The 19,157-nt window shown below is 62.1% G+C and carries 17 protein-coding genes; 2 read left to right on the top strand and 15 right to left on the bottom strand.

Annotated features, from left to right (window positions below; all coding sequences use genetic code 11):
- Positions 1–48: 48 nt before the first annotated feature.
- From ccoP to NOX35_RS10705, 6 genes are all read right to left on the bottom strand, one after another.
- The gene (ccoP, locus tag NOX35_RS10730; protein ID WP_182286654.1) at positions 49–960 is read right to left on the bottom strand and encodes a cytochrome-c oxidase, cbb3-type subunit III; all 912 of its coding nucleotides are present in this window, start codon (positions 958–960) and stop codon (positions 49–51) included.
- A 27-nt stretch (positions 961–987) separates the two neighbouring features.
- Complete coding sequence (locus NOX35_RS10725) at positions 988–1,125, bottom strand: cbb3-type cytochrome c oxidase subunit 3 (protein WP_182286653.1); 138 nt, start codon at positions 1,123–1,125, stop codon at positions 988–990.
- An 18-nt stretch (positions 1,126–1,143) separates the two neighbouring features.
- On the bottom strand, positions 1,144–1,776 hold the full coding sequence (gene ccoO / locus NOX35_RS10720; RefSeq protein WP_182286652.1) for a cytochrome-c oxidase, cbb3-type subunit II: 633 nt from the start codon (positions 1,774–1,776) through the stop codon (positions 1,144–1,146).
- 19 nt (positions 1,777–1,795) lie between these two features.
- The gene (gene ccoN, locus NOX35_RS10715) at positions 1,796–3,232 is read right to left on the bottom strand and encodes a cytochrome-c oxidase, cbb3-type subunit I (RefSeq protein WP_182286651.1); all 1,437 of its coding nucleotides are present in this window, start codon (positions 3,230–3,232) and stop codon (positions 1,796–1,798) included.
- A 63-nt stretch (positions 3,233–3,295) separates the two neighbouring features.
- Positions 3,296–3,433, bottom strand: a complete 138-nt coding sequence (ccoS, locus tag NOX35_RS10710) for a cbb3-type cytochrome oxidase assembly protein CcoS (protein WP_003056328.1) — start codon at positions 3,431–3,433, stop codon at positions 3,296–3,298.
- Entirely contained in the window at positions 3,433–5,814 is a 2,382-nt protein-coding gene (locus NOX35_RS10705; protein WP_182287164.1) for a cation-translocating P-type ATPase, read from the bottom strand. Before NOX35_RS10705 ends, ccoS begins: the two co-directional genes overlap by 1 nt.
- A gap of 188 nt (positions 5,815–6,002) precedes the next feature.
- Here NOX35_RS10705 and NOX35_RS10700 point away from each other — a divergent pair, with 188 nt between their 5' ends.
- Positions 6,003–6,446: a universal stress protein gene (locus NOX35_RS10700; protein WP_256496596.1), complete on the top strand. Its 444-nt coding sequence runs from the start codon at positions 6,003–6,005 to the stop codon at positions 6,444–6,446.
- A 347-nt stretch (positions 6,447–6,793) separates the two neighbouring features.
- Here the strand turns inward: NOX35_RS10700 and NOX35_RS10695 are convergent, their stop codons facing one another.
- The 7 genes from NOX35_RS10695 to NOX35_RS10665 form a co-directional block, all read right to left on the bottom strand.
- Positions 6,794–8,347 carry a malonyl-CoA synthase gene (locus NOX35_RS10695; RefSeq protein WP_182286650.1) on the bottom strand — a complete coding sequence of 518 codons (1,554 nt, stop codon included), beginning with the start codon at positions 8,345–8,347 and terminating at the stop codon, positions 6,794–6,796.
- Between the two features lie 162 nt (positions 8,348–8,509).
- Positions 8,510–9,526: a tripartite tricarboxylate transporter substrate binding protein gene (locus NOX35_RS10690; RefSeq protein WP_182286649.1), complete on the bottom strand. Its 1,017-nt coding sequence runs from the start codon at positions 9,524–9,526 to the stop codon at positions 8,510–8,512.
- 112 nt (positions 9,527–9,638) lie between these two features.
- Positions 9,639–11,054: a malonyl-CoA decarboxylase gene (locus NOX35_RS10685; RefSeq protein ID WP_256496595.1), complete on the bottom strand. Its 1,416-nt coding sequence runs from the start codon at positions 11,052–11,054 to the stop codon at positions 9,639–9,641.
- Positions 11,055–11,209: 155 nt separating this feature from the next.
- Positions 11,210–12,052, bottom strand: coding sequence for a prolipoprotein diacylglyceryl transferase (lgt, locus tag NOX35_RS10680; protein ID WP_182286647.1), 843 nt, complete (start codon positions 12,050–12,052; stop codon positions 11,210–11,212).
- A 154-nt stretch (positions 12,053–12,206) separates the two neighbouring features.
- Positions 12,207–13,214: a tripartite tricarboxylate transporter substrate binding protein gene (locus NOX35_RS10675; RefSeq protein WP_256496594.1), complete on the bottom strand. Its 1,008-nt coding sequence runs from the start codon at positions 13,212–13,214 to the stop codon at positions 12,207–12,209.
- 115 nt (positions 13,215–13,329) lie between these two features.
- Positions 13,330–15,189: a dihydroxy-acid dehydratase gene (gene ilvD, locus NOX35_RS10670; RefSeq protein ID WP_182286645.1), complete on the bottom strand. Its 1,860-nt coding sequence runs from the start codon at positions 15,187–15,189 to the stop codon at positions 13,330–13,332.
- Positions 15,190–15,329: 140 nt separating this feature from the next.
- The gene (locus tag NOX35_RS10665) at positions 15,330–15,569 is read right to left on the bottom strand and encodes a TIGR04438 family Trp-rich protein (protein WP_182286644.1); all 240 of its coding nucleotides are present in this window, start codon (positions 15,567–15,569) and stop codon (positions 15,330–15,332) included.
- Between the two features lie 113 nt (positions 15,570–15,682).
- Between NOX35_RS10665 and NOX35_RS10660 the strand changes: the two genes are divergently transcribed.
- Positions 15,683–15,988, top strand: a complete 306-nt coding sequence (locus tag NOX35_RS10660; RefSeq protein ID WP_003063149.1) for a c-type cytochrome — start codon at positions 15,683–15,685, stop codon at positions 15,986–15,988.
- A gap of 351 nt (positions 15,989–16,339) precedes the next feature.
- Here the strand turns inward: NOX35_RS10660 and typA are convergent, their stop codons facing one another.
- Both typA and truB read right to left on the bottom strand, forming a co-directional pair.
- On the bottom strand, positions 16,340–18,166 hold the full coding sequence (gene typA, locus NOX35_RS10655) for a translational GTPase TypA (protein WP_182286643.1): 1,827 nt from the start codon (positions 18,164–18,166) through the stop codon (positions 16,340–16,342).
- The gene (gene truB / locus NOX35_RS10650) at positions 18,163–19,155 is read right to left on the bottom strand and encodes a tRNA pseudouridine(55) synthase TruB (protein ID WP_256496593.1); all 993 of its coding nucleotides are present in this window, start codon (positions 19,153–19,155) and stop codon (positions 18,163–18,165) included. The genes typA and truB overlap by 4 nt, the downstream gene beginning before the upstream one ends.
- Positions 19,156–19,157 lie beyond the last annotated feature (2 nt).

Raw genomic sequence — 19,157 nt, 5'->3', positions numbered from 1 at the left:
TTCAAATGCGAAAAAGGCGGTGCCTCGGCACCGCCTTCATCACCCGTCTTACTTCCGGGCGCTTGCGTTGGACAGCCCCCAGACATAGGAAGCCAGCACCGCGATCTGCGCCTCGGTCAGCTTGTCCTTCTGAGCAGGCATCTCGTTCATCTTGCCATGGTTGACCATGTCGACAATGACGGACTCGCCCCAGCCATGCAGCCAGATGTCATCGGTCAGGTTGGGTGCGCCAAGCGCCTGGTTACCCTTGCCGTCCATGCCGTGGCAAGCCGCGCAGGCCACGAACTTGGACTTGCCCTGCGAAGCCTTGACGGCATCGTGGGGGCTGCCCGACAGGCTCAGCACATAGTGCGCCACATTGCGCACATCTTCCGCCGAGCCCACGGCTGCCGCCATGGGAGGCATCACGCCGATGCGGCCGTTGGTGATGGTTTCCTTGATCTTGTCGGGCGTGCCGCCATGCAGCCAGTCACCGTCGCCCAGATTGGGGAAGCTCTTGCTGCCGCGCGCATCGGAGCCGTGGCATTGCGCGCAGTTGTTCATGAACAGACGCTCGCCGATGGCCATGGCCTGGGGGTCCTTGGCCATTTCTTCGGTGGGCATGCTGACGAACTTGGCGTACATGGGCTCCAGGTCGACACGGGCCTTCTCCATTTCCTTGTCATAGGCACCATACTGGGTCCAGTCCAGCTCGCCCTTGAAGGAACCCAGACCTGGATAGGCCACCAGATAGGCCAGGCTGAAGACCACGGTGATCACGAACAGCCCCATCCACCACTTGGGCATGGGGTTGTTGAGCTCGCGCAGGTCTTCGTCCCAGACGTGACCGGTGGTGTTGTCCGTGGAAGGAACGACCTTGCGGCGCGCCACCAGCACCAGCAGCAAGAAGCAGCCGAGGATGCCGATCAGCGAAACGGCCGCGATATACACGGACCAGAAGTTGTTAAAGAAGTCGCTCATGGGATGTTCTCGTTGTAGTGATCAGACTCAGTCTTCCAGGAATGGAACCTGAGCTGCCTCGTCAAAACGGGCCTGGTTGCGGCGGGCATACGCCCACCACCAGATACCCACGAAGCACGCCAGCGATGCCAGTGTGGCCAGAACACGCATGGTGGTGATATCCATTTTCCAGTCCCTCCTCTGTTACTTGACGGCGCGACCCAGGACCTGCAGATAGGCAATCACTGCCTCCATCTCGGTCTTGTCCTTGACTTCGGCCTGAGCACCAGCGATCTCCGCATCGGTGTAGGGCACGCCCACCTTGCGCAGCGCGCTCATGCGCGTTGCCACGGCCGTGTCATCCACCTTGTTGGCTTCCAGCCAGGAGTAAGCAGGCATGTTGGACTCGGGCACCACATCACGCGGGTTGTTCAGGTGGATGCGATGCCATTCGTCGCTGTACTTGCCGCCCACACGGTGCAGGTCGGGGCCGGTGCGCTTGGAGCCCCACTGGAAGGGGTGGTCGTACACGAACTCGCCCGCCACCGAGTAGTGGCCGTAGCGCATGGTCTCGGCGCGGAAGGGACGGATCATCTGCGAGTGGCAGTTGTAGCAACCCTCGCGCAGATAGACGTCGCGTCCCATCAGCTGCAGCGGCGTGTAGGGCTTGAGACCCGCCACGGCTTCGGTCGTGGACTTCTGGAAGAACAGCGGCACGATTTCCACCAGGCCACCAATGGTCAGCACGAACAGCGTCAGCGCGATCAGCAAAAAGTTGCTGGTCTCGATCTTCTCGTGCGAAAAGCTCTTGGGAGCTGCGTTATTTTGATCAGACATTGCTTTTGCTCCTCAATGCTCAGGCGTGAGCCACCACAGCAGGCACTGCCACCTTGACGGAACGGCCGGCCATTGCGGTCTTCCAGGTGTTCCATGCCATCACCAGCATGCCGCCCAGATACAGCAGACCGCCAGTCACGCGAATCACATAGAAGGGATAGGTCGCCTTCACGCTTTCCACGAAGGTGTAGGTCAGCGTGCCGTCGGGGTTGACGGCGCGCCACATCAGGCCCTGCATCACACCGGCAATCCACATTGCGGCGATGTACAGCACGATGCCGATGGTCGCCATCCAGAAGTGCAGCTCGATCGCGGGCACGGAGTGCATTTTTTCGCGGCCGAAGAGGCGGGGAATCAGGTAGTACAGAGAGCCCATGGTGATCAGACCCACCCAGCCCAGAGCGCCGGAGTGCACGTGGCCCACGGTCCAGTCGGTGTAGTGGCTCAGCGCGTTGACGGTCTTGATGGCCATCATCGGGCCTTCGAAGGTGGACATGCCGTAGAACGACAGGGACACGATCAGGAAACGCAGGATGGGGTCGTCACGCAGCTTGTGCCAGGCACCCGACAGCGTCATGATGCCGTTGATCATGCCGCCCCAGCTGGGAGCCAGCAGGATCAGCGAGAACACCATGCCCAGCGACTGGGCCCAGTCGGGCAGCGCAGTGTAGTGCAGGTGGTGAGGACCGGCCCACATATAGGTGAAGATCAGTGCCCAGAAGTGCACGATCGACAGGCGGTACGAGTACACGGGACGACCGGCCTGCTTGGGGATGAAGTAATACATCATGCCCAGGAAGCCGGCGGTCAGGAAGAAGCCCACCGCGTTGTGGCCATACCACCACTGGACCATGGCGTCTTGCACGCCGGCATAGGCCGAGTAGCTCTTCATCCAGCCTGCAGGAATGGAGACGTTGTTGACCACGTGCAGCAAGGCCACGGCCAGGATAAAGGCACCGAAGAACCAGTTGGCCACATAGATATGCTTGACCTTGCGGATGCCGATGGTGCCGAAGAACACGATGGCATAGGACACCCAGGTCACGGTGATCAACAGGTCGATGGGCCATTCCAGTTCGGCATATTCCTTGCCCTGGGTGTATCCCAGGGGCAGGCTGATGGCCGCAGCCACGATGACCAGTTGCCAGGCCCAGAAGGTCAGGCTGGCCAGCTTGGGCATGAACAGTTTGGTCTGGCAGGTGCGTTGCACCACGTAGTAGCTGGTGGCGAACAAGGCCGAGCCACCAAAGGCGAAGATCACGGCATTGGTATGCAGCGGGCGCAGACGTCCGTAGCTCAGCCAGGGAATGCCGAAGTTGAGTTCCGGCCAGGCCAGCTGGGACGCGATAAACACGCCCACTGCCATACCTACCACCCCCCATACCACGGCCATGATAGAGAACTGTCTTACGACGGTGTCGTCGTAATAGACAGCATTGTTATTTGTTGCTTCCATCGGGCACCTCTTAGATTTCTTGCAAAGTGTTCACTGGTTTCTCATTGGGCTCGTTGAGCCACATCAATCGTCGCGAAGAATGCGCTCGCCTTCCTGTTCCACGCTCTCGAACTGGCCCCGGTACACGGCCCACCACAGGGCAGCCACAATGGCCATGACCAGAACAACCGACAGCGGAATCAATACATACAGAATGTCCATCAATGGCCTCCTTGAATCAGTGGCATGACGGTGCCCCGCAGCGCAAGGTGCGCGGGGGCGGACGCGTTGCTATCAGCAGCCTGCAGCGGCAACGCACGTGCAAGACGAGCTGCGTTGGCGACGACCAGCAAGGAGCTCAGCGCCATGCCGAGCCCTGCCAGCCAGGCAGGCATCCAGCCCACGAGGGCCAGAGGAATAGAGATCGCGTTATAGGCTGCTGCCCAGCCCAGGTTCTGGCGCACCACGGACAGGGTCCGTCGGGCCAGCAACAGGCTTTGCAACACTAACTCCAGGCTGTCTCCCAGTACCACGAAGTCTGCTCGCGATTGTGCCAGCGGCACTGCTCTACCAAAAGCAAAAGAGACATGCGCTCCGGCTAAAACTGGGCCGTCATTCAGGCCGTCGCCCACCATGGCAACTTTATGCCCTGCAGCCTGTGCCGCCTGCATGGCTGCCAGCTTGTCCTGCGGTTTGCAGTCGCCCTGCGCCTGCTCGATGCCCAGCTTGGCGGCCACGGTTTGCACCGCTGCAGAGCGGTCACCCGAGAGCAGTTGCACCGTCACGCCTTGCTGCCTCAGGTCGGCAATGACCTGGGCTGCTTCAGGGCGCACATCCTCGCTCAGATGGAACTGCGCCAGGGGCAGCCAGCCACCTTGCGATTCCTCGGCCAGCACCACGCTCTGCCCCAGCTCATGCGGAGCCAGCTCAGGCACGCCGCAATGCGCGGCCGAGCCCAGACGAAGATGGCGGCGCAAGGCGGTATTGCTGCGCGCCTGCACCCAGACATCGAGGCCGCTGCCAGCGATTTCCTGGACGGAATCCAGCAGCCATGCGCTGGCAGGCAATTCGGCCACCTCGGCCGCCTGGGCCAGTGCCTTGGAAGCGGGATGCATGGACTGGCGCGCCAGCAAGGCGGCCAACGCCAGCAGCTCATCGGTGTTTTGACCTTCAGCAGGCGTCAGCGCGCGCAGCACCAGGCCGTCGCGCGTGAGCGTTCCGGTCTTGTCGAACACCAGCGTATCCACGGCGGCCAGCGCCTCCAGCCCCTGCAGATTGCGCACCAGCACGCCGCTGCGCGCCAGGGTGCCGGCCGCCGTAAGCATGGCCACGGGGGTGGCCAGGGAAAGCGCACAGGGGCAGGTGACGATGAGCACGGCCACGGCCACCATCATGGCCTTGCCTGGGTCGGTGGGCCACCACCAGATGGCTGCAGCCAGCGCCGCCAGCAGCACCACGACGAGAAAAGGCCGGGCCACCTTGTCGGCCAACTGGGCCAGTGTTGGCTTTTGCAGCGAAGCGCTTTCCATCAGATTCACGATCTGCGCAAAGCGGGTGCCCTCACCCACGCTATCCACTCTCACCTCGACAACACTGTCAAGGTTGTAGCTGCCGGCGGTGACTGCATCGCCCTGTGCGCGCAAAACAGGCGTGGATTCGCCAGTCAGAAGAGCCTCATCGGCATGGGTGGTGCCGCGCAGAATCCGGCCGTCAGCGGGGAAAGCCTCGCCCGCGAGCACACGCACCACATCACCCACACGCAGGCGGCGCGTGGCCACACGCTCGAACTCGCCCGAGTCGGGCTGCTGACGCAGCACCGAATCCGGCAGCCGGTTCATCACGGCTTCCAATGCACCGGCCGTGCGATCGCGCAGACGCAGCTCCAGCCAGCGCCCCGTGAGCAGGAAAAAGACAAACATGGTCAGCGAGTCGAAGAAGACTTCCTGACCAAAGGGACCGGCAGGATCAAAAGTTCCCAGCGTGCTGATGACGAAGGTGATCAGCATGCCTATGGCCACGGGCAGATCCATGCTCACGCGGCGCTGGGTGATGTCCTTGAGCGCGCTCTTGAAGAACGGGCCGCAGCAAAACAGCACCACGGGCAGAGAAATCACCCAGGATGCCCAGCGCAGCAAGGTCTCCATCTCCAGCGACAGGTCGCCGGGACGCGCCGTGTAGGCAGGCCATGCATACATCATCACCTGCATCATGCACAGGCCGGCCACCAGCCAGCGCCACAGGGCACGGCGCGTCTCGGCCTGGCGCAGCTCGCGCGCAAATGCGTCGCGCGCGGGCAAGGCGCGGTAGCCCGCACGCAAGACGGCCTCCATCCATTGCGATGGAAGCACCTGGGTCGGGCGCCACTGGACACGGGCTCGGCGCGTTGCGGCGCTGACTTCGGCGGCCTGCACTCCGGGGACAGCTCTGAGCGCCTCCTCGATGGTCAGCGCACATGCAGCACAGTGCATGCCCTCCAAAACCACAAAAGAGTCCCAAACTGGGAATTCGGTCGTGTTTTCGGAGACTGGAGCCTTGGAGCCCTGGCCGGCGGGTCGGCCAAACGAGCTCCATTCTTGCGGATCGTCCAGCAGATGACTGTGCATCTGGGACACGTTCAGGAAACCGGTGTCAGCAACAGCAGGCTCTGCCGCGGATGGCTGGACAGTAGTGTGTTGGGACATGTTTCAAGCGTAACTACGCCAGATGATACCCATCTTGACATTAATCAACCGTTAACTGCCCAATCGACATATGCTTGTATTTACAACGCATGCAACCCAAGGAGAAAGCTATGTACAACCGCATTTTGATTGCTACCGACGGCACCGAACTCTCAGACAAGGCTGTGCATGCAGGCCTGGATCTGGCCGCTTTGTGCGGCGCCAGCGTGATTGCGCTCAAGGTTGTCTCGCACTATCCGCGCAGCTATCTGGAAGGCAGCGACTTGCTGGACATCAAGGAAGCCAAGCGCATTGAGGAGCAATGGACCAATCAGGCCCAGACCCTGCTGAACGGCGTCAAATCCTTTGGCCATGAGCGCAAGGTCAATGTCACCACCGAAATCGCCCACTCCGACCTGGTGGCCGAGTCGATTGTGGAGATGGCCAAAAAGCACGACTGCGACCTGATCGTCATGGCTTCGCACGGTCGCAAGGGTCTGCAGCGCCTGCTGCTGGGCAGCGAAACCCAGCATGTGCTGACGCACTCGCCCGTGCCTGTGCTGGTGCTGCGCTGATCGGATCCCCCTGAGCCGCTTAGCGGCTTCCCTTGAGGGGATGGCATCTGTACTGGGGGACAGCCCCGGCCGGTCGCCCTGACCGGGCGTCCCTGACCGGGCGTTCCTGGCCCGGCTTGTCCCAGATATTCGGTGACACAGGCCGCTCAAGGGCCGCCGTTTGCAACTCACAAATTAAAAGCAGCCTGCGTACAAGCCGCTTTATTTTTGAGTCGATTCAATGCTGAATATGTCTTACAGACTGCACAATCAGCTCACTTTTCAGGAGTCAAGTCAAAAGACAAGCGCCTGAAACACAGGCAATATTGCAGCCAAAAACCAACGCTTGGCGTCCGCTTCGACCAGGCTCAGGAGAACTCCTGCTGATACTGATCGCGCAGCAGCTTCTTCTGGACCTTGCCCATGGTGTTGCGCGGCAGGCTGTCCACCACATAGCAGCGCTTGGGCACCTTGAAATTGGCCAGCCTGGCCTTGAGCGACTCCAGAATCTTCAACCCATCCAGCTGCACGCCCTTGCGCGGCACGATGACGGCAACGCCGACCTCGCCAAAGTCCGGATGCGGCACGCCCACCAAGGCACTTTCATCCACACCGGGAAGATCGTTGATGAAGCCCTCCACCTCGGCCGGATAGACGTTGTAGCCGCCCGAGATGATCAAGTCCTTGCTGCGCCCCACAATGCTGAAATAGCCGCGCTCGTCCTGCAGGCCCACATCGCCGGTCTTGAACCAGCCGTCGGCCGTGAACTCCTCTGCCGTCTTCTCGGGCATGCGCCAGTAGCCCTTGAAGACATTGGGGCCCTGCACCTCGATATTGCCGATCTCGCCTGCGGGCAGGGCCTTGCCGTCATCGCCATGAATGCGCACGCCCACGCCAGGCAGGGGAAAGCCGACGGTTGCGCCGCGACGCTCGGCCTCATTGCCATAGCGCGCATCTGCCTGATAGGGGTTGGAGGTCAGCATGATGGTCTCGCTCATGCCATAGCGCTCAAGGATGGTGTGACCGGTACGTGTCTTCCAGGCACGGAAGGTCTCGATCAGCATGGGCGCCGAGCCCGAGATGAACAGACGCATGTGCGCAGCCATGTCGCGGTCCAGCCTGGCATCGGCCAGCATGCGTACATAAAGGGTTGGCACCCCCATGAAGACGGTCGCATCCTTGAAGCGCGCCATGACGGCCTCGGGCTCGAAGCGGGCAAACCAGATCATGGGACTGCCGTTGAGCAGCGCCCCGTGAATGGCGACAAACAGGCCATGCACATGGAAGATGGGCAGCGCGTGAATCAGCACATCGCCGTCCTGCCAGCCCCAGTAGACCTTGAGCATGGCCGCATTGCTCAGCAGATTGCCGTGGCTGAGCATGGCGCCCTTGCTGCGCCCCGTGGTGCCGCTGGTGTAGAGAATCGCCGCCAGATCGTCGGCGCGGCGCGCAGCGACCTGGTGCTCATCGCTATGGTGCGCCGCACGCTCCAGCAAGCTGCCCGTGCGATCAGTGCCGAGGGTGTAGACATGGCCCACGCCGTGGTTGAAGGCAATCTTGGACACCCAGCCAAAACAACCGGGGGAGCAGACCACCACGGCCGGCTCGGCATTGGTGATGAAGTACTCCATCTCGGCGCTCTGGTAGGCCGTGTTCAGCGGCAGGAACACATGGCCGCTGCGCAGCGTGGCCAGGTAGAGCATCATGGCTTCGACCGACTTTTCCACCTGCACCGCAATGCGGCTGCCCTCGGGCAGATCCAGCGAGGCCAGCAGATTGGCCATGCGTGCACTGCCCTGCTCCAGATCGGCCCAGGTGTAGTAGAGGCTGGAGCCATCGGGCTCGATGGCCTCCACGGCGATTTTCGTCAGATCCGCAGGAAATGCAGCGCGCAGCGCGCTGAAAAGATTGGCTTGAGGCATGTCGGTCATCGTGATGCTGTCGAACTCGGAAACGGTGAAAGCAAAAGGTCCATGGCCATCATAGGCCCGGCCCTGGCCTGGCCGGTTGCGCCAGGCACTGGAAAAATCACTTCTTCAAAATGGGGCGTCAGCAAAGGGCGCCCCGCAAGGCAGCCAGCAGGCTCAGGAGTCAATTTTCACATTCGCCGCCTTGACCACATGGGCCCAGCGCTGGATCTCGCTTTGCACCATGCTGGCAAACTGCGGCTGGCTCAGCTGCCCGTAATCGGCGCCGTTCTTGGCCCAGGCAGCCTTGATGTCCTCGGCGGCACCGATCTTGCGCACCTCGTCCAGCATCTGCTGCTGCACGGCGGCAGGCGTGCCCTTGGGGGCCCATAGCCCATACCAGGTGGTGACGGTGAAGTCCGGCAGGCCGCACTCGGCCGCGCTGGGCACATCGGGAAAGGCGGGGTTGCGCTTGGCGCCCGCCACCATCAAGGCCTTGATGCGGCCACCCTTGATATGCTGGGCCGATGAGCCCAGGCCATCGAACAGCATGTCCACATTGCCGGCAATCAGGTCCTGCAGCGCCGGCCCTGCGCCTTTGTAGGGGATATGGGTGATCTGGGTCTTGGTCTGCAGTTTGAACAACTCGCCCGCCAGATGGTGCGAGGAACCCGGCCCTGCCGAGGCATAGTTGTACTTGCCGGGGTTGGCACGCAGGTCCTGAACAAGAGCCTGCAAGCTGGCATGCGTCACCTTCTTGGGATTGACCACCACGACCTGCGGCACGCTGGCCAGCAGCGCCAGCGGGATGAAGTCGCGCTCCAGATCGTATTCGAGCTTGGGATAGACCGATGGCGCAATCACATGGTGGGTGCCGCCCATGAAGAAGTTGTAGCCATCGGGTGCGGCCTTGGCCGCAATGCTGGCACCCAGCGTACCGCCCGCGCCACCGCGGTTGTCTATCACCAGGGTCTTGCCCGAAGTCTTGGCAAACTGGGCAGAGAACGGTCGGGCAAAGGTGTCGGTGCCACCGCCGGCAGGAAAAGGCACGATCAGATTGACAGGCCTGCTCGGCCATTCCGATGCCTGGGCCATGCCGGACCAGCCCCACGCCCCTGCCGCTAAAAATGCCCCCGTCGACCCAAGCAGCGTGCGCCGCTGCAAACCCACGCTCTTTGCCCAAGAATCCTGCATGCATGTCTCCTCTGCGCGCCCGGTCAGCCGCATCGCCGCCGCCAGGCTTGTGGTTGGAAGACGCAGCAGCAAAAGCCGGCTCAGGCCGGGCGCAGCGCGAGCCGCGATGCACTCAACCCTTGCACAGTGATTCGATCTCCGAGGAAACGGGAATCTTGCTCTGCGCCAACAGGCTGCGGTGCTTGTCCAGGCGCTTGAGGTCATACAGATAGTTGACCATCAGCCCCATGGATTGCTTGAGCCCCTTGGACGACAGGTCTGCCGCCCAGTTCAGGCGCTCCACGCGCGCACCGTTGCCAAGGTGAAAGCGTGCCACGGCATCCAGCGGACGACCCTTGGCAGTTTCCCGACCCAGATAGCGCGCAGCGCAGAACATGGCAGCCTGACGCACCACCGATTTCTCCGGCAGCGAGCCGGGATCGTCCAGCGCAGCCAGCAATTGCGCGGCACTCACTCCGCCGGCGACTTTTTCCAGGGCTGCCTTTTGCTTGTCGTCAAGCTCCGCCAGCGCAGCATCGCCGTTCTTGCTCAGCCAGCTGCGCAGTCCCGGAATCGGCGACAGCGTGGCGAACTGCTTGAGCTTGGGAAACTCCTGCGTGAGCGTCTCCACCACATGCTTGATCAGCGAATCACCGAAGCTCACGCCCTTGAGTCCGGTCTGGGTGTTGCTGATGGAATAGAAGATGGCGGTGTTGGCCTTGGCCAGATCGGCAGCCGCTGCGGCCTCGTCCAGCAACGGAGCCATGCTGCCAGCCATCTTGTCCAGCAGTGCCACCTCCACAAAGATCAGCGGCACATTGGGCATGCGCGGGTGGAAGAACCCATAGCAGCGGCGGTCGCTGTCGAGGCGATTCTTCAGATCGGCCCAGCTGCGGATATCGTGCACTGCCTCGTACTTGATCAGCTTTTCGAGCAGCGATGCAGGCGAATCCCAGTTCAGGCTTCTGAGCTCCAGCAAGGCCACATCGAACCAGCTGGAGAACAGATGCTCCAGCTCGGCGTCCAGCGCCACATAGTGCTGCTCCGCCTTGGGCAAGGCCAGCAACTCGGCGCGCATGTCGACCAGAAAGCCCATGCCGCCCTTGGGCTGGGCAAAACGCTGCAACAGCCGCGTGCGCGATGAAACCAGGGCGCGGCGCAGGCTCATCTCGGCCTCGCCACGCTCTACATCGCTGCCCGCCTTGTCGTAGCGCTCGCGGGCCGCCTGCAGGGCCTTGGCATCAGGGCCGAACTTTTCGATCGCCAGCAGCCAGAAGTCCTTGCGTGCGGCCAGATCGGCCTTGGCATACCAATCCATCAGCAGCTGCGCGTGACGGCCGCCCTCCACGTCGCTGAGCGCGGTATCGGCGACCTGCTGCATGTCCTGCAGCAAGCGACGCAGCTCGCGCGGCGACAGCGCCTCCTCCCCACGACGCAAGGTGGCTTCCAGGCGTTGCGCCAGCGGGCGATGCTTGCCATCGCCCTTCTCGCCCTCTGCACCGCGCACCCACAGCTTGGTTTGCTCAATCCACTCGGCTGCCCACCCCATATGCATCTCCTTGTTCCAGCACCATCATGCTCTCATTGAAGAAGCAGATACCGCAATTGCAGTAACGCTTTCAGCCATTATGTGCAGTTTTTCGGCCTCGCATGGCACGCCATGAAAAACGCAGACCGGAGTCTGCGCTTTTCTGGATTTGGCCTTCAGGCCGTGGTCCGCTGAACCGCGTAGGCCTGGCGCTTGCCGCACCACACCCACATGAGCACACCGGCCACGATCATGGGAATGCACAGCCACTGCCCCATGCTCATGCCCAGCGACAGAATGCCCAGGAAGTCGTCGGGCTCGCGGAAGTACTCAGCAATGAAGCGGAAGGCCCCATAGCCGATCAGAAAAACCGCCGCGACCTGGCCGGGCTTGCGCTCCTTGCGCGCGTAAAGCCACAGGATGATGAACAGCAGCAGCCCTTCCATCAGGAACTGATAGATCTGCGAGGGATGACGCGGCAGCATGGAGCCGCTTTGCGGGAACACCATGGCCCAGGGCAGATCGGCACTCGCAAAACGTCCCCAGAGTTCGCCGTTGATGAAGTTGCCGATGCGGCCCGCAGCCAGCCCTGTGGGCACGCAGGGCGCCACAAAATCTGCGACTTCCAGCCAGTTGCGCCTGCGCGAGCGCGCAAACCAGATCATGGAGCCGATGACGCCCAGCAGGCCGCCGTGAAAACTCATGCCGCCCTGCCAAACGGCAAGAATCTCCAGCGGATGCGAGAGGTAGTAGCCGGGCTTGTAGAACAGGCAATAGCCGATGCGCCCGCCCACGACCACGCCCAGCACGCCGAGAAAGAGAATGTCCTCCACATCCTTGCGCGCCCAGGCACGCTCGCCCGTCATGTATTTGAATGGAGGGTGGTGCAGTCGGCGCGTGCCCAGAAACAGGAACAGACCAAAGGCCACCAGATAGGTAATGCCATACCAGTGCACGGCCAGCGGGCCAATCTGCACGGCTACAGGATCAATGTGCGGATACATCAGCATGTCAGGCATTGTGCCGCAGGCCGATGACGTTTCTGCAAAACTGCATGCTCCGAGAACGCTGCAGGGCCTCATTCACCGGCTCAAAGCCCCCTGATGCGAAAAACCTCGACCTGGCATCCTGCTGCATCCGGCGCCAGCGGCGCAGGCGGCGCTCCTTCAAGCGTCAATGCGGCTTGTCCACCGCCAGGCCCTGCTCGCGCACGGTCTGGCGCACGACCTTGGCGCTCTCATCCATCATGGCGCTCAATCGCTGCGGTGTGCCGCCCAATACCTGCACGCCCATGGCCTGCAACCGCTCCTGCACGGCTGGCTCCTGCAAGGCCGCGTTGGCAGCGCCGTTGATCCTGGCCACGACGGCCTGCGGCGTTCCTGCCGGAGCAACGATGCCGAACCAGGTGATGGCCAGATCATTGAGCGAAGGGTGACCCAACTCCCTGAACGTGGGCACCTGCGGCAGGGCAGGCAAGCGTTCCTGTGCAGCCACGGCAAACGGAACCAGGCGGCCCGCAGCCACATGCGGAGCCGACGAGGGGTATTGATCGCTGAGCACCTGGGTCTCGCCCGACAATGCGCCGCTGATCACCGGCCCCTGCCCCTTGTAGGGAATGTGGTGCAGCTTGAGCTTGAGATCGACATTGAGACGCTCGGCAATCAGATGCCCGATGGAGCCTACTCCGGCCGAGCCGATATTGAACTGACCCGGCTTGCTGCGCGCAAGAGTGAGGAACTGGGCATAGTTCTGCACACCCATGTTGGGATGCACGGAGAACACCGACGGAATGGATGCCAGTGCAACCACCGGCACAAAGGCCTTGGCAGGATCTATGCGTGCCGACTGAGGCAGCATGATGGGATTGACCACCAGCGTGCTGATGGTGCCCAGGCCGATCGTGTAGCCGTCAGGCACCGCATTGGCCACGGCCTCGGCCCCGATGAAGCCGCTGGCGCCGGAGCGGTTGTCGACCACCACGGGCTGACCCATAGTCGTGTGCATGGCATCGGCAACCAGTCGCGCCACGATGTCGGTGGAGCCTCCGGGTGTGAAAGGGACCACCAGACGCACGGGACGCTGCGGGTAACGCCCTTCTGCAGCCTGCGCCGTCAATGCCCCCAGCAAGGCCAGCAGCCCTGCTGTCTTCGACAAGAAGGAGGGGCGAACAGCGAAAGACATGGAGATCACTTTCTGGCAAGACAATAAAAACAGCCGCACGACTTGCATCGAGCGGCTGTGGGATTGTCCGTCAGCATGGGAGGCCGCGCTGACGAAATGACGAAACAAACGTAACTTAATCGTCGAGCAGCGACAGATCGCGCACAGCGCCGGTGTCGGCGCTGGTCACCAGCTTGGCATAGGCCTTGAGGGCCGCGGAGATCTTGCGGGGACGCGCCTGGGCAGGCTTCCAGCCCTTGGCATTCTGCGCTTCACGGCGGCGGGCCAGCTCTTCGTCGCTGACCAGCATGTTGATGCTGCGGTTGGGAATGTCGATGCGGATGATGTCGCCGTTCTGCACCAGACCAATCGCGCCGCCGGCTGCCGCTTCGGGAGAGCAGTGACCGATGGACAGGCCGGAGGTACCGCCCGAGAAGCGGCCGTCCGTCAGCAGCGCGCAGGCCTTGCCCAGGCCCTTGGACTTGATGTAGCTGGTGGGGTAGAGCATTTCCTGCATGCCGGGGCCGCCCTTGGGGCCTTCGTAGCGCACGATGACCACATCGCCGGCCTTGACCTTGTCGGCCAGGATGTTGGCCACGGCCTCGTCCTGCGACTCGACCACATGGGCCGGGCCTTCGAACACCAGGATCGACTCGTCCACGCCTGCGGACTTCACCACGCAGCCGTCCAGCGCGATGTTGCCGCGCAGCACGGCCAGGCCGCCTTCCTTGCTGAAAGCGTGCTCGTAGCTGCGGATGCAGCCTTCGGCACGGTCCAGGTCCAGGCTGGGCCAGCGGGTGTTCTGGCTGAACGCCACCTGCGTGGGAATGCCGGCCGGTCCGGCCATGTAGAAGTGGCGCACGGCCTCGTCCTGCGTGCGCATGATGTCCCACTGCTCCAGCGCATCCTTCATGGTCTTGGCATGCACCGTGGGCACATCGGTGTGCAGCTTGCCGGCGCGGTCCAGCTCGCCCAGGATGGCCATGATGCCGCCGGCGCGGTGTACGTCTTCGATGTGGTACTTGGGCGTGTTGGGCGCCACCTTGCACAGCTGGGGCACGACGCGCGAGAGGCGGTCGATGTCGGCCATGGTGAAGTCGATACCCGCTTCCTGGGCGATGGCCAGCAGGTGCAGGATGGTATTGGTGGAGCCGCCCATGGCGATGTCCAGCGTGATGCAGTTCTCGAACGCCTTGAAGCCGACGGAGCGCGGCAGCACGTTGTCGTTGCCGTTCTCGTAATAGTCGCGGGCCAGCTCGACGATGCGGCGGCCGGCGCGCAGGAACAGCTCTTCGCGGTCGGCATGCGTAGCCACCACGGTGCCGTTGCCGGGCAGGGACAGGCCCAGCGCTTCGGTCAGGCAGTTCATCGAATTGGCGGTGAACATGCCCGAGCAGGAACCGCAGGTCGGACAGGCGGAGCGTTCCACCTCGGCCACTTCGGCGTCGGAATAGCGTTGATCGGCCGCGATCACCATGGCATCCACCAGATCCAGCTTCTTGAACTCGATGGTCTTGGTTTCGGGGTTGGCCAGCTTGGTCTTGCCGGCTTCCATAGGGCCGCCGGAAACAAAGATCACCGGAATGTTCAGGCGCATCGCGGCCATCAGCATGCCGGGAGTGATCTTGTCGCAGTTGGAGATGCACACCAGCGCATCCGCGCAATGGGCATTGACCATGTACTCGACCGAGTCCGCGATCAGGTCGCGACTGGGCAGCGAATACAGCATGCCGTCATGACCCATGGCGATACCATCGTCCACGGCGATGGTGTTGAACTCCTTGGCCACACCGCCGGCCGCCTCGATCTCGCGCGCGACCAGTTGCCCCAGATCCTTCAGGTGCACATGGCCAGGCACGAACTGGGTGAAGGAATTGGCAATCGCAATGATGGGCTTGTCAAAATCGCCATCTTTCATGCCGGTGGCACGCCACAGGGCGCGCGCACCGGCCATGTTGCGGCCGCCAGTGGAGGTTTTGGAACGGTATGCGGGCATGGGGTTCGCTATAAGACGTTATCGGGAAATGATTCTTTGGATTATGGCCCAGCACTGCAAGGCAGCGATGCCTAGCCCATGGCGGGCTGTCAGGCAAAACAATCGCCAGACATCGTCAATCACGATGCCTGATTCGCCACTCAACGACGTCGCTGACCCGGTGCCATGGCCTGCCTCTGACGTTCGATACGCTCTTTCTTGCGCCGGTCCATCTTGTCCATGGCCTTGCGCTTGGTATAGCCGGAAGCATCGGCCCAGGCCCACCAGGCGGCAGCCCCGCCATAAACGCCCAGAATCGGCCACCAGCTCCAGCCTGCGACAGGCCCGATCTCAGCCAGCTTGAGCAGCGACAACACGATCGCCAAACCTAACAGATACATACATCCCCCTTTTTGTTGATTTTCCAGAACACAGAGTGCACTGGAGAGTACACAAGCCAAGCACTACAATGCGCTAAAAGATCAACTTTAACCCCGCACCCTGGGAACTCATGATGAAGCAATTTCTGATCGCTTTCGCCCTTTCCGCCGCTGCCGTGGCCCCTGCCATGGCCGATCAGGCCCTGGCGCAGTCCAAGAACTGCATGGCCTGTCACGCTGTTGACAAGAAGCTGGTTGGCCCCGCATTCAAGGATGTGGCCGCCAAGTATGCAGGCCAGAAGGATGCAGCCGACAAGCTGGCTGCCAAGGTCATCAAGGGCGGCTCCGGCGTGTGGGGCCCCGTGCCCATGCCCGCCAATCCCCAGGTGAACGATGCCGATGCCAAGAAGCTGGTGGCCTGGATTCTGACGCAGAAGTAAATCGACTGCTTCTCAACGGCGCGAGACAGGGCCGTTATCAAAAACCGCATGCCTCCCATGCGGTTTTTTGTTTCTGAAGCTACCGCGACTCAGCGGATCCCCTGCTCTTTCATCAGCGCTCCGGAGCCAGGATTCCAGGCTTCGCTGCGGACCCGTGAGGTCAGCATCTGCTGCAGCACTTGACAGCTGCAGCCCGGCAGCAACTCGACCCATGGCTCGCATAGCGACGAATCGATACTGCAGCGGTTGCGATGTATCAAACCAGGCAGACGAGCGGCCCGTCGGGCAGCAGCGTGCAATAAAAAAGGCCCCTAAGGGCCTTTTTTTGGATTCACAGCCTAGGCCTGTGAATTACGCATCACGCGAAGCACGCTTGCGATCGTGTTCCTTCAGGTGACGCTTGCGCACGCGCAGGCTGGTGGGGGTGATTTCCAGCAGCTCGTCCTCTTCGATGAATTCCACGCCGTATTCCAGCGACAGTTCGATGGGTGGCGTGATCTTGATGGCATCTTCCTTGCCGCTGACGCGGAAGTTGGTCAGCTGCTTGGTACGCGTGGCGTTCACCACCAGGTCGTTGTCGCGGCTGTGGATGCCGATGATCATGCCTTCGTACACGGGGTCGCCGGCCTTCACGAACATGCGGCCACGGTCGTCCAGCTTGCCCAGGGCGTAGGTGAAGATTTCACCGTCGTCCATGGAGATCAGCACACCGTTCTTGCGGCCGCCGATGTCGCCCTTATGGGGTTCGTAGCTGTCGAAGATGTTGGCAATCAGGCCGGAACCACGTGTCAGGTTCAGGAATTCGTTGGTGAAACCGATCAGGCCACGGGCAGGAATACGGTATTCCAGACGGACGCGACCGCGGCCATCGGGTTCCATGTTCACCAGCTCGCCCTTGCGCTCGCCCAGTGCCTGCATCACGCCGCCCTGGTGGCCTTCTTCGATGTCGGCAGTCACCAGCTCGATAGGCTCGTGCTTTTCGCCGTCGATCATCTGCATCACGACGCGGGGCTTGGACACGGCCAGCTCGTAGCCTTCGCGGCGCATTTCTTCCAGCAGGATGGTCAGGTGCAGTTCACCGCGGCCGGAGACTTCAAAGATACCGTCTTCGTCGGTTTCCTTGACGCGCAGAGCCACGTTGGAGCGCAGTTCCTTTTGCAGACGGTCCCAGATCTGGCGGCTGGTCACGAACTTGCCTTCACGACCTGCCAGGGGCGAGGTGTTCACGCAGAAGTTCATGGTCAGCGTGGGCTCGTCAATCTTCAGCATGGGCAGAGGCTGGGGATTGACCGGGTCGGTGACGGTCTCGCCGATACCGATGTTTTCGATACCGCTGATCAGCACGATCTCGGAAGGACCGGCTTCGGTGGCCTGCACGCGATCCAGACCCTGGAAGGTATGCACCTGGTTGATCTTGCCGCTGTAGCTCTTGCCGTCAGGACCGGCCATCACGGCCACTTGCTGGCCGGGCTTGAGCGTGCCCTGGGTGATGCGGCCCACGCCGATACGACCCACGAAGGTGGAGTAGTCCAGAGCGGAAACCTGCAGCTGCAGGGGAGCGCTGGCATCGCCCTGCACGGAAGGCACGTGATCCAGGATGGTGTCGAACAGGGCGGACATGTCCTCACCCCACTTGGCACCGGGCTCGCCCTCTTCCTTGGACGACCAGCCGTTGATGCCGGAGGCGTAGACCACGGGGAAGTCCAGCTGCTCGTCGGTGGCACCCAGCTTGTCGAACAGGTCGAAAGCGGCGTTGATCACCTTGTCGGGGTTGGCGCCGGGCTTGTCCACCTTGTTCACCACCACGATGGGGCGCAGGCCCAGGGCCAGAGCCTTCTTGGTCACGAAACGCGTCTGGGGCATGGGGCCCTCTTGCGCATCGATCAGCAGCACCACGCCGTCAACCATGGACAGAGCGCGTTCCACTTCGCCGCCGAAGTCCGCGTGACCGGGCGTGTCGAGAATGTTGATGTGGGTGTCCTTCCAGGACACGGCACAGTTCTTGGCCAGAATGGTGATGCCGCGCTCACGTTCGATGGCATGGTTGTCCATCACGGTGTCGACGACTTTTTCGTGCTCGGCAAAAGTGCCGGACTGGCGCAGCAGCTGGTCCACCATGGTGGTCTTACCGTGGTCAACGTGCGCGATGATCGCAATGTTGCGGATTTGTTTGCTCATAATGTTTCCAAAATGCCGCTTGCTTGTGGACGCGGCGTTCCTTCCAAAATTTGTTGAATTTCTAGCGGACTGAGCAGGCGCTCGGGGATCAATTCCCCGCTCGCCACACGGCCTACCCCTAAAAGGGCATGCGGGCGCTCACCATACACCGCCACGGCCGGGGCATCAGCCCAAGACCCTCGGCGGCGCAAGCCTGATAGAAAGCGACCTGCATCCTGTTCACCCAAGGTGACGACGGCATGACGATGCAGCAGGGTATCCACAGGCCGGACCTGTGCGATGCGCTCTTCATCGTTCATGGCTTCCAGCGCCTGCAGCGTCACGCAGCGCGACACCTCAAGACCGCCGGTTTCCACACGGCGCAGAAAACGCAAGTGGGCGCCACAGCCCAAGGCCTCGCCCACGTCTTCGCCCAATGTGCGGATGTAAGTGCCCTTGCTGCAGGTCACTCTCATCTTGATGGCTGGATGCCCCTGATCGTCCTGCACCAGCGTCAGATCCAATGCATGAATGGTGACATCGCGTGCGGGACGCTCCACTTCCACGCCCGCACGGGCGTATTCATAGAGTGCCTTGCCGTCCTTCTTCAGCGCACTGTGCATGGGCGGCACCTGCTTGATGTCGCCCGTGAACTGGGCCTGCACCTGCGCCAGGCGCTCGGGCGTGATGGCGGCCAGATCGACGGCACGCTCCAGCACCACATCGCCCTCGGCATCGGCCGTGGTCGTGGTCTGGCCCAGGCGGGCAATGGCTTCGTAGGTTTTCTCGGCTTCGAGCTGAAGCTGACTGAATTTGGTGGCAGCGCCGAAACACAGCGGCAGCACGCCACTGGCCAGCGGATCAAGCGTGCCTGTATGCCCGGCCTTTTCGGCGCGCAGCAGCCACTTGACCTTCTGCAAGATATCGTTGCTGGACCAGCCCAGCGGTTTATCGAGCAGCAACACCCCATGCACAGGGCGCCGCTGCACCCGGGTGCGAGGGGCGTTCATGT

The sequence above is a fragment of the Comamonas sp. C11 genome (assembly GCF_024496285.1).
Classification (GTDB): domain Bacteria; phylum Pseudomonadota; class Gammaproteobacteria; order Burkholderiales; family Burkholderiaceae_C; genus Comamonas; species Comamonas testosteroni_F.
Note: the sequence above shows the minus strand (reverse complement) of the source record. Positions and strands in the feature narration are given on the sequence as shown.

Bases quoted from the DNA above. Each gene is read 5' to 3' on its own strand.
- typA (WP_182286643.1), bottom strand. From the start codon at position 18,166: ATGAGCAAACAAATCCGCAACATTGCGATCATCGCGCACGTTGACCAC.
- NOX35_RS10705 (WP_182287164.1), bottom strand. From the start codon at position 5,814: ATGCACAGTCATCTGCTGGACGATCCGCAAGAATGGAGCTCGTTTGGC.
- ccoS (WP_003056328.1), bottom strand. From the start codon at position 3,433: ATGGACATTCTGTATGTATTGATTCCGCTGTCGGTTGTTCTGGTCATG.
- NOX35_RS10690 (WP_182286649.1), bottom strand. From the start codon at position 9,526: ATGCAGGATTCTTGGGCAAAGAGCGTGGGTTTGCAGCGGCGCACGCTG.
- NOX35_RS10700 (WP_256496596.1), top strand. From the start codon at position 6,003: ATGTACAACCGCATTTTGATTGCTACCGACGGCACCGAACTCTCAGAC.
- NOX35_RS10695 (WP_182286650.1), bottom strand. From the start codon at position 8,347: ATGCCTCAAGCCAATCTTTTCAGCGCGCTGCGCGCTGCATTTCCTGCG.
- NOX35_RS10665 (WP_182286644.1), bottom strand. From the start codon at position 15,569: ATGTATCTGTTAGGTTTGGCGATCGTGTTGTCGCTGCTCAAGCTGGCT.
- NOX35_RS10725 (WP_182286653.1), bottom strand. From the start codon at position 1,125: ATGGATATCACCACCATGCGTGTTCTGGCCACACTGGCATCGCTGGCG.
- ilvD (WP_182286645.1), bottom strand. From the start codon at position 15,189: ATGCCCGCATACCGTTCCAAAACCTCCACTGGCGGCCGCAACATGGCC.
- NOX35_RS10675 (WP_256496594.1), bottom strand. From the start codon at position 13,214: ATGTCTTTCGCTGTTCGCCCCTCCTTCTTGTCGAAGACAGCAGGGCTG.
- NOX35_RS10685 (WP_256496595.1), bottom strand. From the start codon at position 11,054: ATGGGGTGGGCAGCCGAGTGGATTGAGCAAACCAAGCTGTGGGTGCGC.
- lgt (WP_182286647.1), bottom strand. From the start codon at position 12,052: ATGCCTGACATGCTGATGTATCCGCACATTGATCCTGTAGCCGTGCAG.
- NOX35_RS10660 (WP_003063149.1), top strand. From the start codon at position 15,683: ATGAAGCAATTTCTGATCGCTTTCGCCCTTTCCGCCGCTGCCGTGGCC.
- ccoO (WP_182286652.1), bottom strand. From the start codon at position 1,776: ATGTCTGATCAAAATAACGCAGCTCCCAAGAGCTTTTCGCACGAGAAG.
- ccoN (WP_182286651.1), bottom strand. From the start codon at position 3,232: ATGGAAGCAACAAATAACAATGCTGTCTATTACGACGACACCGTCGTA.
- ccoP (WP_182286654.1), bottom strand. From the start codon at position 960: ATGAGCGACTTCTTTAACAACTTCTGGTCCGTGTATATCGCGGCCGTT.
- truB (WP_256496593.1), bottom strand. From the start codon at position 19,155: ATGAACGCCCCTCGCACCCGGGTGCAGCGGCGCCCTGTGCATGGGGTG.